This window comes from Streptacidiphilus sp. EB103A (assembly GCF_041261405.1).
Taxonomy (GTDB): Bacteria; Actinomycetota; Actinomycetes; order Streptomycetales; family Streptomycetaceae; genus Streptacidiphilus.
The window spans coordinates 258,928-275,028 of sequence record NZ_JBGCAQ010000015.1 but is presented as its reverse complement, the minus strand read 5'-3'; the positions used below and the strand labels follow the sequence as shown (position 1 = coordinate 275,028).

At 71.7% G+C, this 16,101-nt stretch carries 13 protein-coding genes and 1 pseudogene; 7 read left to right on the top strand and 7 right to left on the bottom strand.

The features are described 5' to 3' along the window. Window positions 1-85 precede the first annotated feature (85 nt). Window positions 86-1,030 (bottom strand): annotated as a pseudogene (locus ABH941_RS25500) (TadA family conjugal transfer-associated ATPase); the annotation flags it as partial. Beyond that, complete coding sequence (gene ssd, locus ABH941_RS25495) at window positions 1,027-2,154, bottom strand: septum site-determining protein Ssd (RefSeq protein WP_370131802.1); 1,128 nt, start codon at window positions 2,152-2,154, stop codon at window positions 1,027-1,029. The pseudogene ABH941_RS25500 and the gene ssd, both read right to left, overlap by 4 nt. Before the next feature lie 436 nt (window positions 2,155-2,590). Between ssd and ABH941_RS25490 the strand changes: the two genes are divergently transcribed. Continuing rightward, the gene (locus tag ABH941_RS25490; RefSeq protein ID WP_370131808.1) at window positions 2,591-3,454 is read left to right on the top strand and encodes an HAD-IB family hydrolase; all 864 of its coding nucleotides are present in this window, start codon (window positions 2,591-2,593) and stop codon (window positions 3,452-3,454) included. A gap of 331 nt (window positions 3,455-3,785) precedes the next feature. Here ABH941_RS25490 and ABH941_RS25485 read toward each other — a convergent pair whose 3' ends face one another. After that, complete coding sequence (locus ABH941_RS25485; protein WP_370131801.1) at window positions 3,786-4,721, bottom strand: oxidoreductase; 936 nt, start codon at window positions 4,719-4,721, stop codon at window positions 3,786-3,788. Between the two features lie 184 nt (window positions 4,722-4,905). Between ABH941_RS25485 and ABH941_RS25480 the strand changes: the two genes are divergently transcribed. From ABH941_RS25480 to ABH941_RS25455, 6 genes are all read left to right on the top strand, one after another. Continuing rightward, a complete protein-coding gene (locus ABH941_RS25480; protein WP_370131800.1) occupies window positions 4,906-5,886 on the top strand; it encodes an AAA family ATPase in 981 nt (326 codons plus the stop codon). A 99-nt stretch (window positions 5,887-5,985) separates the two neighbouring features. Then, window positions 5,986-6,669, top strand: a complete 684-nt coding sequence (locus ABH941_RS25475; RefSeq protein WP_370131799.1) for a carbonic anhydrase — start codon at window positions 5,986-5,988, stop codon at window positions 6,667-6,669. Window positions 6,670-6,831: 162 nt separating this feature from the next. Then, window positions 6,832-8,817: an acetate--CoA ligase gene (acs, locus tag ABH941_RS25470; RefSeq protein ID WP_370131798.1), complete on the top strand. Its 1,986-nt coding sequence runs from the start codon at window positions 6,832-6,834 to the stop codon at window positions 8,815-8,817. A 124-nt stretch (window positions 8,818-8,941) separates the two neighbouring features. Continuing rightward, complete coding sequence (gene nhaA / locus ABH941_RS25465) at window positions 8,942-10,207, top strand: Na+/H+ antiporter NhaA (protein ID WP_370131797.1); 1,266 nt, start codon at window positions 8,942-8,944, stop codon at window positions 10,205-10,207. 193 nt (window positions 10,208-10,400) lie between these two features. After that, window positions 10,401-10,871 carry a phage holin family protein gene (locus ABH941_RS25460; RefSeq protein WP_370131796.1) on the top strand — a complete coding sequence of 157 codons (471 nt, stop codon included), beginning with the start codon at window positions 10,401-10,403 and terminating at the stop codon, window positions 10,869-10,871. A 63-nt stretch (window positions 10,872-10,934) separates the two neighbouring features. Further along, window positions 10,935-11,891, top strand: a complete 957-nt coding sequence (locus tag ABH941_RS25455; protein ID WP_370131795.1) for an alpha/beta fold hydrolase — start codon at window positions 10,935-10,937, stop codon at window positions 11,889-11,891. A 349-nt stretch (window positions 11,892-12,240) separates the two neighbouring features. On the opposite strand, the gene ABH941_RS25450 is transcribed toward ABH941_RS25455, so the two are convergent. The 4 genes from ABH941_RS25450 to nth all read right to left on the bottom strand — a co-directional run bounded on the left by ABH941_RS25450 (window position 12,241) and on the right by nth (window position 16,029). Then, on the bottom strand, window positions 12,241-12,939 hold the full coding sequence (locus ABH941_RS25450) for a metal-dependent hydrolase (RefSeq protein WP_370131794.1): 699 nt from the start codon (window positions 12,937-12,939) through the stop codon (window positions 12,241-12,243). A 164-nt stretch (window positions 12,940-13,103) separates the two neighbouring features. Further along, entirely contained in the window at window positions 13,104-14,282 is a 1,179-nt protein-coding gene (locus ABH941_RS25445) for a MarP family serine protease (protein ID WP_370131793.1), read from the bottom strand. 92 nt (window positions 14,283-14,374) lie between these two features. Then, the gene (locus tag ABH941_RS25440) at window positions 14,375-15,202 is read right to left on the bottom strand and encodes a CoA pyrophosphatase (protein WP_370131792.1); all 828 of its coding nucleotides are present in this window, start codon (window positions 15,200-15,202) and stop codon (window positions 14,375-14,377) included. Continuing rightward, window positions 15,202-16,029, bottom strand: coding sequence for an endonuclease III (gene nth / locus ABH941_RS25435; RefSeq protein WP_370131791.1), 828 nt, complete (start codon window positions 16,027-16,029; stop codon window positions 15,202-15,204). The genes ABH941_RS25440 and nth overlap by 1 nt, the downstream gene beginning before the upstream one ends. Window positions 16,030-16,101 lie beyond the last annotated feature (72 nt).

Sequence of the window (16,101 nt, the reverse complement as noted above, 5' to 3'; positions counted from 1 at the left end):
CCCTTCCGGGACGGCGTTCATCGGGCATGGCGGGACGCTAGCAGACATAGCCCCTGACCTGCATAAACAGCGAAGTTAGTTCGGTCAACACACCGCTGCCGCCCTCATGACCCGTGTTCAGGGCAGCCAGCAGCTCCAGGATCTCGACGCCTCTGACCTCGCCCACCACCAGCCGGTCCGGCCGCATCCGCAGCGCCTGCCGGACCAGGTCGCGAAGGTCGACGGCGCCCGCCCCCTCCTGGTTCGGCAGCCGGGCCTCAAGCCGGACGACATGCGGGTGATCGGGGCGCAGTTCGGCCGAGTCCTCGACGACGACCAGCCGCTCGGCGGGCCCCACCAGCCCGAGCAGCGCCGCCAGCAGCGTGGTCTTGCCGCTTCCGGTGCTGCCGCTGACCAGGTAGGACAGCCGGGCCCGGACCATGCCGCGCAGCAGCGCCGCGCCCTGCTCGGTCACCGTGCCCGCGCCGACCAGCTCGGCCAGGGTGAACGCCCGGGCCCTGCTGGTCCGCAGCGAGATGTGGGTGCAGCCGACCGCGACCGGCGGCAGCACGGCGTGGAACCTGGTCCCGCCGGGGAGCCTGGCGTCGGCCCAGGGTCTGGCGTCGTCCAGCCGTCGGCCCGCCGCGGTGGCCAGCCGCTGGGCCAGCCTGCGCACCGCCTGCCGGTCCGGGAAGCGGATGCCGGGCACCGGTTCGAGACCCGCGCCGCGGTCCACCCAGACCTCGTCCGGACCGTTCACCAGGACGTCGGTGACCCTGGGGTCGGCGAGCAGCCGGTCCAGCGGGCCCGCGCCGACCATGTCCGAGCGGAGCTGCCGGACCAACTCCAGCACCTCGGCGTCCCCGTAGGGGCGACCCTGGGCCCGCAGGGCCTCGGCCACCCGGGTGGTGGTCGGCTCCGCACCTGCCTCGGCGAGCCTCAGCCGGACCGCGTCCAGCAGCGCCGCCGCCTGCGCGTACGTCGGCCCAGAAGCCCCGGCCCGAGCCCCGGCCCGAGCCCCGCCCCGGCCCGGGTCCTGTGCCGGGCTCATGCGGCCGACCCGCTGCCGGCCAGAGCCTCCGTCAGGAAGGCGGAGCAGAACCGGCCGAGCGGCCCTCTGGCCCGCAGCCCCGGCGGCCGTCCGCGCTCCAGGTCGGCGACCAGGCCCGGTTCGGCGGCGAGCTCCCCGGCGAGCGGCAGCCGCAGCCCCCGGGCGATCTCGGCGCCGTCCATCCCGCTGGGGGCAGGTCCGCGCACCACCGCCCGAAGGTCCGTGAGCCGCATTCGCGCCGCCGCCGCGACCCGCCCCGACGCCGCCATCGCCCGCAGCTCGGCCGGGATCACCAGCAGCCCGAGATCGCTCTGGTCCAGGGCCTCGCCGGCCGAGTCGTCGATCCGGCGGGGAAGATCCAGCACCACCACCCCGCCGCGTCTGCGGGCCGCGCCGAGGACCGTCCGCATCGCCTCGGGCGGGATGGTGAGCGCGTCGCCGCGGTCCCAGCTGAGCGCGGAGAGGGCGTGCAGCCTCGGCAGCGAACGCTCCAGCTCCACCGCGTTCACCCGGCCCCGGGAGCCGGCCAGATCCGGCCAGCGGAGCCCGGCCGCCGCCTCCCCGCCGAGCAGCACGTCGAGGCCGCCGCCCAGCGGGTCGCCGTCGATGAGCACGGCCCGCATCCCCTCCCGGGCTGCGGTGACCGCCAGCGCACAGGCCAGGGTGGAGGCGCCGGCGCCGCCCCGGCCGCCCAGCACCGCGACGGTGAGCGCCTGCACCCCGACCCCCTCGGCGGCGTCGGCGATCCGGTCCAGCAGCCAGGACTCGGCGTCCGGCAGGAAGACCACCTGCCGGGCGCCGATCACCACGGCCCGCCGCCAGACGTCGACATCGTCCAGGTCGTCGCCGACCAGCAGGACGTCGGACCGGCGGCTGAGCCCGGCCATCCGGTCCGCGACGTCGTCGCCGACCACCACCAGCGGCGCCGACTCCCACAGCTGACGGGGCGGTGGGGCACCGCAGACCAGCTCTGGCTCGGCTCCCGCGGCCGCGCAGATCCGCAGCAGCTGCTCGATCAGGCGCTCGTTCTCGGTGACCAGCAGCGGTCCGGGGGTGAGCCCCTCGACCCGGCTCGCGGGCCCTGCCTCCCCCGTCGGCGGTTCCGCGGACGACGTCCCGGCCATGACTGCCTCCCCGTTTTCGAGCGGTGCGGCGCGCGGTGCGTCGGGCCGCGCTGATTGCTTCGTGGCAGCAACGGTGCCGCTTTTGCGGCAGGGGGCAGCGCAAAGTGCCGTGAACTGTGGAGAACTCGGAGGGTGTGGAAAATCCGGCCACTCCGGGGAATGACTTATGCGGCGTCAGATTGACGCAACAGCGAAAAGGGGACCCGCTACGACCGCCATCGGGGGAGACCGGTACCGCCATCGGGAGAAATGCACCCGGACATGCGACGACCCCCGCCGGGGGGGAGAGCGGGGGTCGTCCTCCACAGCCTGACTCGGGGGGGAGGAGCCAGACCGGGGCAGCACGGTCGCGAACGAGCCGTGACTTCCATGGTGTACCCGAGCCCCTTCTCAAGCAAACCCACGCGCCTGCCCTTGGGCCGAATGGTGGGCGCATATCCTCGTCCTTGTGGACAACCACCGGCAGCCCTCCCCCACGCCCTCGTTCCAGCCGCCCAGGCCGCTGCGGACCGCCGCGTTCTTCGACCTCGACAAGACCGTGATCGCCAAGTCCAGCGCGCTCGCATTCAGCCGCCCGCTGTACCGGGGCGGCCTGATCAACCGTCGCGCCGTGCTCAAGAGCGCCTATGCGCAGTTCGTGTTCCTGGCCGGCGGCGCCGACCACGACCAGATGGAGAAGATGCGTGAGTACCTCTCCTCGCTCAGCCGCGGCTGGAACGTGCAACTGGTCCGGGAGATCGTCGCGGAGACCCTGCACGACCTCATCGACCCGCTGATCTACGACGAGGCGGCCTCGCTCATCGAGGAGCACCACCTGGCCGGTCGGGACGTGGTGATCGTCAGCAGCTCGGGCTCCGAACTGGTCGAGCCCATCGGGGAGATGCTCGGCGCCGACCATGTCATCGCGACCCGGATGGCCGAGGCCGACGGCTGCTACACCGGCGAGATCGACTTCTACGCCTACGCCGGGAACAAGGCGACCGCGATCCGCGAGCTGGCCGCCGCCGAGGGCTACGACCTGGAACACAGCTACGCCTACAGCGACTCGGTCACCGACCTGCCGCTGCTGGAGGCCGTGGGCCACCCCTTCGCGGTCAACCCGGACCGGGCGCTACGACGAGAGGCGGCGGCACGGGAGTGGCCGGTGCTGGTGTTCGACCGCCCGGTCCAGCTGAAGCAGCGAAGCCCCGCGCTGCGGGTCAGCAGTCGACCGGTGCTCGCCGCGGCCGCGGTGGGCGCGGCGGCCACCGCGGCGGGGATCGTCTGGTACGCGGCACGGCGCCGGAACGCTCCCGCCTGACCTGGCCGTTCCCAACAAAAATGAGCCCCCGAGTTCCGCTTTTCCCGAAACAGGACTACAAAGGTAGGAGACGGCCCGCGAGACCGGGTGGATCAGCAGCCAGGATCCATCGGAGTATCAGGCCCCACGGACCGAGCACAACAACTCAGCACCCACATGCAGCCGACCCGCGATCGGGCCGCCGCACCCGGCCCACGGACATGGTTCCAGCCGGATGCGCAAAGAAATGGCGCATGCATGGTCACTGGGAAGCTGTGCCAGCGGCGGCACCGGTACGCAGGTGCCGCCGCACTACTGTGCCCGGGCCGCTCGGAACGAGAGCCCTCAGCCGTCAGGCCATCCCGCGCTGCATCGCCTCGCACACCGCCGTGCTCTCCCGCACGCCGAGCCGCAGCGCCGCGCCGCAGTGGGTGATCCACAGCGCCATCCCCTCCGCCGTGCCCGAGGCGTAGCCGCCGAGGGCGTTGCGGTAGGCGTCGGTGCCCAGCTCGGCCAGTCCGACCTCGACCGGGCAGATCGCCTGCGGGTCCATGCCCTCGGCGATCAGCACGATGCGCTGGGCCGCGCGGGCGACCAGGCCGCTGTGCCGGGCGAAGGGCTGCAGGGTCATCAGTTCGCCGTGCACCACGGCGGCGACGACCAGCGCCGGGGCGGTGCGCTCATTGGGGTTCTTCTTGCCGCCCCGGCCGGCCAGCAGGTGGGCGAGCCCCTCCAGCCGCGCGACGGCCTCGTCGGCCGCCGGCGGCGGGACCAGGTCGAAGACCGGGACCGGGGCCGGGGGTTGGGCGGAGGGGTCGGTCGGCTCGTCGGTCAGGGCGGTCGGCAGCACCTTGCCGAAGCGCTCGGCCGGCGGCTCGCCCGACCGGCGCGGGCGGCCCGCCGCGGCGTCGTCGTCACCGCAGGCCAGCAGGTGCAGCCGGGCCAGGACCTGGAGCGGCGAGTGCCGCCAGGTGCCGAGCAGCTGCCCGGCCTCGGCGTTGACCCGCAGCGCCCCGCCGACGGTGCGGGCCTCCGGATCGGTGCCGAAGTCGGTGCGCCGGCGGACCTCCTCCAGCGGCCAGTCCGCGTCCTCCAGCGCGGCGGAGGCGCGGGCCCCGCGCAGCGCGGACTCCGAGGTGACCTCGGCGGCACGGCGGCGCATGACCCGGTGTCCGTAGAGGCGGTCGACGGCACGGCGGGCGTCGGCGACCGCCTCGGGCACGCCGGGCAGCAGCCCGAGCGGGGCCAGCGGGTCGTCGGACGGCTGGGCCGGGGTTGGTGTGCTCACGGGACCGAGCGTACGTAACACATGAGTGAGGGTGCGCCCCGGGGCGCTCTCACCCGAAAGAGTCAACAGTGCACCAAACCCGATCACGCGAGGGTCGCGAGTCGCTAGCATGACCACATATCGGTGACGATAACGATTACCAATAAGCGCGCCGCCCGGTGCGCCCCTTCGCATGGAGCACGACATGAAGATCGCCTTCGTCGGCAAGGGAGGCAGCGGCAAGACCACCCTGTCCTCCCTCTTCGTCCGACACCTCGCCCGGACCGGCGCCCCGGTACTGGCAGTCGACGCCGACATCAACCAGCACCTGGGCACGGCGATCGGGCTGAGCGAGCAGGAGGCGGCGGCCATGCCGTCGATGGGGGCGCACCTGCCGGAGATCAAGGAGTACCTGCGCGGCGCCAATCCGCGGATCGCCGACGCCCAGTCAATGATCAAGACCACTCCCCCCGGCAGCGGTTCGCGGCTGCTGCGGATCGCCGAGGACAACCCGGTGTACGCGCTGTGCGCCCGGGAGTTCCAGGTGGACGGGGCGCCGCTGCGGCTGATGGCCACCGGCGCGTTCACCGAGGAGGACCTCGGGGTGGCCTGCTATCACTCCAAGGTCGGCGCGGTGGAGCTCTGCCTCAACCATCTGGCCGACGGCCCCGGCGAGTACCTGGCCGTCGACATGACGGCCGGCTCCGACTCCTTCGCCTCCGGCCTGTTCACCCGCTTCGACATCACCTTCCTGGTCGCCGAGCCGACCCGCAAGGGCATCTCGGTCTACCGGCAGTACAAGGACTACGCCGCCGACTTCGGCGTGAACCTGCGGGTGGTCGGCAACAAGGTGCAGAGCCAGGACGACGTGGACTACCTGCGCGGGGCCGTCGGCGAGGACCTGCTCACGGTCTTCGGCCAGTCGGACTGGGTGCGGCGCACCGAGCAGGGCCGCGCGCCCCGGCTGGACGCCCTGGAGCCGGAGAACCTGGCCGCGCTGGACACCCTGCTGGCGGCCGTGGACGCCTCGTACCGGCTGCGGGACTGGGACCGCTACACCCGGCAGATGGTGCACTTCCATCTGCGCAACGCCGAGAGCTGGGGGAACGCCAGGACCGGGACCGACCTCGCCGGGCAGGTCGACCCCGACTTCGTGCTCGGGGAGGCCGTGGCGATGACCGTCTGACACTCGCTCTGACACTCGGTCGGGTGAAGTTCGAGGTTTACGTCTCTGCTTCAGGTAAAGGATTCATTACTCTTCATTTACCTGATCTTGGGAGGCGCGATGATCCATGACCACCTGCGCGGGGTGCGGGACTTCCAGCAGCACACCGCTCCCGGACTGCGCCCCGAACTGGCCCGGCTGGCCCGGGAGGGGCAGTCGCCCTCGCAGCTCTTCATCACCTGCGCCGACTCGCGCCTGGTGCCCAACGTGATCACCAGCAGCGGGCCCGGTGACCTGTTCACGGTCCGCAACATCGGCAACTTGGTCCCGCAGCCGAACGTCTCGCAGCCCGATGCCTCGCGGCCCGACGACTCGGCGGCCGCCGCCATCGAGTACGCCGTGGACATCCTGGAGGTGAGCACCGTCGTGGTGTGCGGGCATTCCGGCTGCGGGGCGATGCAGTCGTTGCTGCGCGGGGCGCACCGGCGCGAGGGCCAGGCGGGCACGCCGCTCACCCGCTGGCTACGCCACGGCCAGGACTCGCTGCAGCGGGTGCGCCACGCGCCGGCCCGGATCCGCGGCTCCGCCCTGTCCGAGGACCCGCTGGAGCGACTCTGCCTCACCAATGTGGCGCAGCAGCTGGACAACCTGCGGGCGCACCCCTCGGTGCGCCGCGCGATGGACTCCGGCAGGCTCCGGCTGACCGGGCTCTACTTCGACTTCGCCACGGCACAGGCGTACCGACTCGCTCGCAACGGTCGTACCTTCAGCCCCGTCCGACCGCGCCTGGCCTCAGCGGCTTGACCTGCCCGAATGTCGGCCGCCGGGCGGCATCCAAATAGGTCTACACCAATTTCCCGAGGCCCCTTGTCAGCACGCCCGCATCCTGGTGAGCTAGGTCCCGACATAACGGGTCGGCGGGGATGATCGGGACGCCCGCACCCAGATCTTGATGAGGAGTGCGCGTTGAGCAGCAATGAGAGCCTGGCCAACCTGCTCAAGGAAGAGCGTCGATTCGCCCCGCCTGCTGAGCTCGCCGCCGCCGCGAACGTGACCGCCGAGGCCTATGCCGAGGCCAAGGAGGACCGGCTCGCCTTCTGGGCGAAGCAGGCCCGCCGACTGAGCTGGGCCACCGAGCCCACCGAGACCCTCGACTGGTCCAACCCGCCGTTCGCCACGTGGTTCGCCGACGGCGAGCTCAACGTCGCCTACAACTGCGTCGACCGCCATGTCGAGGCCGGCCACGGCGACCGGGTCGCCATCCACTTCGAGGGCGAGCCCGGCGACAGCCGCGCCATCACCTACGCCGAGCTCAAGGACGAGGTCGCCAAGGCCGCCAACGCCCTTACCGAGCTGGGCGTGCAGAAGGGCGACCGGGTCGCCGTCTACCTGCCGATGATCCCCGAGGCGGCGGTGGCGATGCTCGCCTGCGCCCGGATCGGCGCCGCGCACTCCGTGGTCTTCGGCGGCTTCTCCGCCGAGGCCGTCGCCTCCCGGGTGCAGGACGCCGACGCCAAGCTGATCATCACCGCGGACGGCGGCTACCGCCGCGGCAAGCCCACCGCGCTCAAGCCGGCCATCGACGAGGCCGTGCTCAGCTGTCCCACCGTCGAGCACGTCCTGGTGGTCCGCCGCACCGGCCAGGACACCGCCTGGGACGACGCCAAGGACGTCTGGTGGCACGAGATCACGGACCGTCAGTCCACCGAGCACGTCCCGCAGCCGATGAACGCCGAGCACCCGCTGTTCATCCTCTACACCTCGGGGACCACGGGTAAGCCCAAGGGCATCCTGCACACCACCGGCGGCTACCTCACCCAGGCCAGCTACACCCACCACGCGGTCTTCGACCTCAAGCCGGAGACCGACGTCTACTGGTGCACCGCCGACATCGGCTGGGTCACCGGGCACTCCTACATCGTCTACGGGCCGCTGGCCAACGGCGCCACCCAGGTCATGTACGAGGGCACCCCGGACACCCCGCACCAGGGCCGGTTCTGGGAGATCATCCAGAAGTACGGGGTGACCATCCTCTACACCGCGCCCACCGCCATCCGCACGTTCATGAAGTGGGGCGACGACATCCCCGCCAAGTTCGACCTGTCCTCGCTGCGGATCCTGGGCAGCGTCGGCGAGCCGATCAACCCCGAGGCGTGGATGTGGTACCGCGAGCACATCGGCGGCGACCACTGCCCGATCGTGGACACCTGGTGGCAGACCGAGACCGGCGCCATGATGATCAGCCCGCTGCCCGGGGTCACCGCCACCAAGCCGGGCTCGGCGCAGACCCCGCTGCCCGGCATCGCCGCCACCGTGGTCGACGACGAGGCCAACGAGGTGCCCGACGGCGGGGGCGGCTACCTCATCCTCACCGAGCCGTGGCCGTCGATGCTGCGCACCATCTGGGGCGACGACCAGCGCTACCTGGACACCTACTGGTCCCGCTTCGGCGCCGGACATGACCCCTCCGAGACCGACTGGCGCTACTTCGCCGGCGACGGCGCCAAGAAGGACGACGACGGCGACCTCTGGCTGCTCGGCCGAGTCGACGACGTGATGCTGGTGTCCGGGCACAACATCTCGACCACCGAGGTCGAGTCGGCGCTGGTGTCGCACCCCAAGGTCGCCGAGGCGGCCGTGGTCGGCGCGACCGACGCCACCACCGGGCAGGCCATCGCGGCCTTCGTGATCCTGCGCGGCACCGCCCATGACGACTCCGAGCTGGTCGCCGAGCTGCGCAACCATGTCGCCAAGGTGCTCGGCCCGATCGCCAAGCCCAAGATGATCAAGGTGGTCAGCGAGCTGCCGAAGACCCGCTCCGGCAAGATCATGCGCCGGCTGCTGCGCGACATCGCCGAGGGCCGGGCGGTGGGCGACACCACCACCCTGGCCGACTCCACGGTGATGGACCTGATCCAGAGCCAGCTGCCCTCGGCGGGCGAGGAGGACTGACCCTCCGGCAGTCAGGCAGGCGAGGCCGTTCCCGCACAGGCGCGGGGACGGCCTCTCGTCCGTCCACCGGCTAGCATCGGACAAATGTGACAATCCGTCCGTCAGCTTCCGGAGGAGCCAGCGCGTGAGTGACAGCCCCACGCCCCGCCGCCCGTTCCTGGGCCGGCTCCCGCTCCCCGAACGGAAGTTCCTCGCGGACGCGCTGCGCGCCGAGACCGTCGGCGGCATCCTGCTGCTCGGCGCGGCCGTGGTGGCACTCGTCTGGGCGAACGCCTGGCCGGCCGCGTACCGGAGCGTGCTGGACACCACCGTCGGCCCCTCCTCGCCGCTGCACCTGGACCTCCCGCTGGACGCCTGGGCCAAGGACGGGCTGCTCGCGGTCTTCTTCTTCGTGGCCGGGATCGAGCTCAAACGCGAGCTGGTCGCCGGAGAGCTGCGCGACCCGAGGGCCGCGGCGCTGCCGGTGGTCGCCGCCGTCTGCGGGGTCGCCGTGCCCGCCGCCGTCTACGCGATCGTCAACAGCGGTCCTGGGGGCCACCCCGCCGGCTGGGCCATCCCCACCGCCACCGACATCGCCTTCGCCCTGGGCGTGCTGGCCGTCGTCGGCTCGCACCTGCCCTCGGCGCTGCGGGCCTTCCTGCTCACCCTGGCGGTGGTGGACGACCTGATCGCGATCCTGATCATCGCGATCTTCTACAGCAGCGGGGTCAAGCTCTGGGCGCTGGGCCTCTCCCTGCTGGGGCTGGTCCTGTTCTACGCGCTGCACCGGATGCGGGTGCGCGGCTGGTACCTCTACGTCCCGCTGGCCGTGGTCGTCTGGGCGCTGATGCACGAGAGCGGCATCCACGCGACGGTGGCCGGCGTCGCCATGGGCCTGCTGCTGCGCTGCACCAAGGACCCCGGCGAGGAGCACTCCCCCGCCGAGCACATCGAGCACCTGGTGCGGCCGTTCTCGGCCGGGTTCTGCGTCCCGGTGTTCGCCCTGTTCGCGGCCGGGGTCTCGGTGAGCCCCCGGGCCCTCGGCGAAGTGTTCACCCAGGCCTCGCCGCTGGGCGTGGTGCTCGGCCTGGTCGTCGGCAAATGCCTGGGGATCTTCGGCGGCACCTGGCTGGCGGCGCGGTTCACCAGGGCCGAGCTCAATCCGGACCTGGAGTGGGGCGACCTCTTCGCCGTCTCGGTGCTGGCCGGGATCGGCTTCACCGTCTCGCTGCTGATCGCCGAGCTGGCCTTCGCCGACGACCACGGACTGTCCGAACGCGACAAGGCCGCGGTGCTGGCCGGCTCGGTGATCTGCGCGGTGGTGGCCGCGGTGCTGCTGCGAGGGCGCAACCGCACGTACCGGAAGCTGCGCGAGGAGGAGCTGGCCGAGGAGCAGGCAGTGGCGGTATGACGCCCCGGCAGAAGCCGAGTACTCCAATGTTCCGGGGCGCGACTCCCCGTACCCCTGCGAAACCCGGCGACGGCCCAGCCTGCGTCGGCCCCAACCCGCCCGGCGAAGCCGAGTGGTGCGCTACCGCAGGCACGAGGCATGATCTGAGACAGTGACATGATGCCGTGGACCCACACACGCGAGGAGACCCCCGATGTCAGCTGCTGACAGGTACGAGGACAGCCCCCCGAACGGCGGAGCCGACCGTACGGTGGGCCAGCTGTTCGCCGCCGCCACCGCCGACCTGTCCGCACTGGTGCACGACGAGATCGCGCTGGCGAAGCGGGAGATCAAGAAGGACGTCATCCGGGGGGCGACCGGCGGCGGCGCCGGCGCGGTCGCCGCGGTGATCGCCCTGGCCTCGATCCCCATGTTCAGCTTCGCCGCGGCCTACGGCATCCACTCCACCGGGCTCGGGCTCGTCTGGTGCTTCTTCATCGTCGGCTGGGCCTTCGTGGCGATCGCCCTCCTGGCCGCGCTGCTGGCGGTGCGCGCGTTCAAGAAGATCTCGCCGCCGGAGCGGACCATCGCCTCCACCAAGGCCACCGTCGACGTGCTGAAGAACACCAAGCCGCACGCGGCCGCGCCGATCACCGCCGACGGTCACAAGGTGCTGACCCGCTGACCGGCCGGACCGCTGACCAGTGGCGGAAACCTGATCAAGGCTCGGATGTGACACGCTCTCCTCATGTCGTCTGACAGAACCCCCGGTGGGGCCCACAGATCCACCGACTCCTTCGATCCGCGCATCGAGGGCCCCTGGAGCCACCGCGACGTGTCCGCCAACGGCGGCCGCTTCCACATCGCCGAGCTGGGCGAGGGACCGCTGGTGCTGCTGGTGCACGGCTGGCCGCAGTTCTGGTGGACCTGGCGGCACCAGCTGACCGCCCTCGCCGACGCCGGTTTCCGCGCCGTCGCCGTCGACCTTCGCGGCGTCGGCGGCAGCGACCGCACCCCGCGCGGGTACGAGCCCTCCAACATGGCCCTGGACCTGACCGGGATCATCCGCTCGCTCGGCGCCCCGAACGCGGTCCTGGTCGGGCACGACCTCGGCGGCTTCCTCGCCTGGACGGCCGCCGTGATGCGCCCGGCCCTGGTCCGCCGACTGGCCGTGGCCTCCAGCGCGCACCCGCGCCGCTACCGCCGGGCGCTGATGACCGACCGCAAGCAGATCGCCGCGGCGGACCACCTGCTCGGCCTGCAGCGCCCCTGGGTGCCCGAGCGGCAGCTGGTCGCCGACGACGCGGCCCTGGTCGGCGAGTACCTGACGGACTGGACCGCCCCCGGGCACCAGCCGGACGAGAAGGCGCTGCTGACCTACCGTCACGCCATGCAGCTGTCCAACACCAGGCACTGCTCGATCGAGCCGTACCGCTGGCTGATGCGCTCCATGGGCCGCCCGGACGGACTCCAGTACGCGCGCCGGATGCGCAGGCCGGTACGGGTGCCCACGCTGCATCTGCACGGCGCCGCGGACCCGGTGCTGCTCGCCAGGACGGCCGCCGGGTCCGGCGAGTACGTGGAGGCGCCGTACCGCTGGCGGCTGCTGGACGGGATCGGGCACTACCCCCAGGAGGAGGACCCGGAGGGGTTCTCCCGGGAGCTGGTGAACTGGCTCCGCGACCCGGAGCCGGACCGCCGCTGACCCGTCGTCATGACGGCGTCATAAGCGGAATCCGATGAAGTGAAAATATGCCAGAAACGGGCCGATTGCCCGCCCCGCACGGGATTACACCGCGTCCCGTGCGGGCAGTCCTCTACCTATGAGCTGGATGCACGACCGCGCTTTCGCGCCACGTACCCGTCGCCGCTCGCCTCAGCGGACAGCGGCCACAAGCTCGTTCAACGGCATCACGGGCGCCGCCCCCGAAGCCCCCGCGGACAGCGGCGACTTCCTCGTCCATGTGGGGATCCCGCACATCATCACCCGCCGGGCGCGCTGGGTCACGTCCAGACTCCGCCAGCGCTGAGTCTGCGGCCCCCCGGCCCGCCGGTCAGAGCGTGTGCGGCGAGAGCGCGGTGAACCACAGCAGGACGACGGTCGCTATTCCCATGATCGGGACCAGTATCTCCGTCTCCAGCTTGTTGCCGCTGCTCTGGATCAGCACGATCTCGTAGCGGGTCTTGATCGGCCACAGCCACGGCGCGCCCTGCTTGGTGATCGAGTCGCCGAGCAGGTGCGCCAGGCAGCCCAGGCCGACCGCGTACGGCAGCCAGCCCGGCGCCGAGGGGATGAACTTGGCGATGACGCCTGTCCCGAGCAGGGCCAGCGCCACGATGGTGCCCCAGGCCGAGAAGCCGTGCCCGGGCGGACAGACGTTGAGCGCCCGCACGGCCATGGCCAGCAGGAAGAAGGTCATGCCCAGGGTGAACCAGCGGCCGACGTAGGTCACCCCCGCCCAGGTCCCCGCCGTCATGAAGGCGATGAAGAAGATCGAGTGGGTGGCGTGCCGGTGCCCGCCGGAGATCCAGGCGACGAAGCGGCACAGCAGCTTGGAGACCGGGCCCAGGAAGTTGGCGATCGTGCCGTCGTGGTGGTCCAGGTCGGGCAGCAGCGCGGCGCCCGCGGTCAGCACCGTGCCCATCAGGATCTCCTGCGGGCTGAGGTGATGGTGCATCACCAGCGGTGGCAGATACGGCGCGGTGGCTGCGAAGAGCAGCGCCCCACTGACCGCGTGCGAGTGACCCATCATGGCGTGGACGTCCTCCCCCTCTTGATGACGCGCGATGACGCGTGATGACGGCCGTCAAGATCCGTCCGACTGAAACGTCCCAGACGGTACCAGCAGACACCGACACCACCCGACGGAGGATCAACTGCTGGAGAGGGTGACGGCGGTGCTCGGTGCACCCGCGCTCAGAGCGCGCAGGACTCGCTGTCCACCTTCTGGGTCGCGGCCGCGCCCTGCTGGGCGTCCGAGCGGACCTCGTCGGCAGTGAGCGCATACCCGGTCTGGGCGTCGTCAAGTGACTTGGCGAAGACCACTCCGTACACGTCACCGTCAGGGGTGAGCAGCGGGCCGCCGGAGTTGCCCTGACGCACCGTCGAACGCAGCGAGTAGACGTCCCGGCTGACCGTGCCCCGGTGGTAGATGTCCGGGCCGCTGGCCTGGATCCGGCCGCGGACCCGGGCCGCCTGGACGTTGAAGGGGCCGTTCTCCGGGAAGCCGGCCACGATGGCGTCCGCGCTGGTCCTGGCCTCACCGCCGAACACCAGCGGGGTGGCGTTCAGACCGGGGACGTCCAGCACCGCGATGTCCCGCTTCCAGTCGTACAGCACCACCTTGGCGCCGTAGATCTTCCCGCCGAGGTTCACCGTGGGCGCGGAGACGCCGCCGACGACATGGGCGTTGGTCATCACCCGCTGCGGCGCGTAGACGAAGCCGCTGCCCTCGATGACCTTGCCGCAGCTGGGGGCGGTGCCGACCACCTTGACGATGCTCCGGTGGGCCCGCACCACCGCGTCGCTGCTCGCCAGCGCCGGGTCCGGGGCCGGGACGTCGGTGATCGGCTCGCTCTGGAACGGGTTGAACACCTGCGGGAAGCCGTTGCGGGCCAGGACCGAGGTGAAGTCGGAGAACCACTCGGGCGCGTCGGCCGGCAGCGCCTTCTGCACATCGCCGAGCACCTTCGAGGTGCGGACCTCATGGGCGATGGTGGGCAGCGAGGTGCCCGCCAGGGCCGTCCCGATCAGCCAGGCGACCAGCAGCATCGACACCACGTTGACGACCGCGCCGCCCGCCGCGTCCCAGATCCGGGCGCGACTGCGGTCGATCGGGCCGCGCAGCTTCCACCCCCAGTGCGTGGTGACGGCCTGTCCCACCGAGGCGAAGACGATCACGACGACCACGGCTATGACCGAGGACATCGTTCCCGGGGAGAGGTGCTGCAGCAGCAGCGGCAGCACCTGGACCGCGATCAGGCCCCCGCCGAGGAAGCCGACCAGGGAGAGCGCACCGACGACGAAACCCTGCCGGTAGCCGGAGACGGCGAATCCGACAGCGGCAGCGACGAGCAGGATGTCGAGGACGTTCACAGCGGCTTCCTGGTGGGGGTGAACAGTGACGGTCAACCTTCCCACGTGGGCGCTGCAGGAACGTGACTCCTAGGGAGGACCTTGTCTCCTTCTCACGCGGGGTGGCCCGAAATGGTTCCTTCGTCCGCTCCTGCGGGGTCCACGCCGGTACGCTGCCGTGCCCGGGCGCGGTCCTCCGCGGCGACCACCACCGCGTCGTCCGACAGCTCGATCTCCCGGCTGGTGTCCCAGGGCCGCTCCAGCCCCGAGTGGTGCAGCAGCCGGTCGATCACTCCGGCGGTGAAGCCCCAGACCAGACGGCCCTCGACCAGGAAGGCGGGCCCGCGGAAGCCGCTGGGGTGGCGCAGCCTGGCCCGGCGGTCGGGGTCGACCAGCTCGTCGACCGGAACCCGGAACACCGCCGCGACCTCGGCCGGGTCCACCGGCCCCACCGGGCTCGGGGTACGCCACCAGCCCAGCACCGGGGTGACCACGAAGTCGCTGACCGGGATGTAGAGGTCGGGCAGCACCCCGAACACCTGAACCCCGGACGGGTCGAGACCGGTCTCCTCCCAGGCCTCGCGCAGGGCGGCGTTGACCGGCCCCGGACCGCGCGGGTCGCCGTCCTCCGGGTCCAGCGCGCCGCCGGGGAAGGACGGCTGTCCCGCGTGCGAGCGCAGCGAGCGGGCCCGCTCGATCAGCAGCAGGTCGGGACGGCCGTCGGCGCCGGTGCCGAAGAGCACCAGCACCGCGGAGCGCCGGCCGCCCTCGGCCGGCGGCAGGAACCGGCTGAGCTGCCTGGGTTCGATCTGCTCGGCGGCGTCCCGCACCGGCAGCAGCCACTCCGGCAGACCGTCCCGCCGCAGTACCGGCTCGAACCGGAGCCGTTCGGCGGTCCCCTGCTCCCCTGTCGCCTGCTCCCCTCTTCCCTCCTCTGCCATCAGGCCGCCCCGCCCGCCGCCGGGGCAGGCTTGCCGGGGTAGTCCGGCGGCGGGCTCAGCCGCTGTCCCGGCTGGCCGCCCTTCTCGTACTTGAGCAGCTTCTCGGCCTTCACCGGGTCGATCTCGCCCTCCCCGTAGGAGGGGCACAGCTCGGCGATCGGGCAGGCCCCGCAGGCGGGACGGCGGGCATGGCAGATCCGCCGCCCGTGGAACACCACCCGGTGCGACAGCATGGTCCACTCGCTCTTCGGGATCAGCTCGCCGACCTCGTGCTCGACCTTCACCGGATCGTCCGACTCGGTCCACCCGAACCGGCGGGCCAGCCGCCCGAAGTGCGTGTCCACCGTGATCCCGGGCACCCCGAAAGCGTTGCCGAGGACAACGTTGGCGGTCTTCCGGCCCACCCCCGGCAGCGTCACCAGATCCTCCAGCCGCCCCGGCACCTCACCGTCGAACCGGTCCCGCAGCGCCGCGGACAGGCCCAGCACCGACTTCGCCTTGGCCCGGAAGAAGCCCGTCGGCCGCAGGATCTCCTCCAGTTCCTCGGGGTCCGCCGCCGCCATCGCCTCCGGCGTGGGGAACTTCGCGAACAGCGCCGGTGTGGTCTGGTTCACCCGCAGGTCGGTGGTCTGGGCCGACAGCACGGTCGCGACCAGCAGCTCGAACGGGTTCCTGAAGTCCAGCTCCGGGTGCGCGTACGGGTAGACCTCCGCCAGCGCCCTGTTGATCTTCCGCGCCTGCCGCACCAGGCCGGTATGCGTCGTCGGGACCTTCGCCTTCTTGAAGCCCGGCCCACCCACGACCGCAGCCCCATCACTCTCTGCCATACCGATCAGCCTACGGCTCGACACCGACACCGGACCGCAGATCCGGCCAGGGCGGGCCGCCACGGCCGGCCA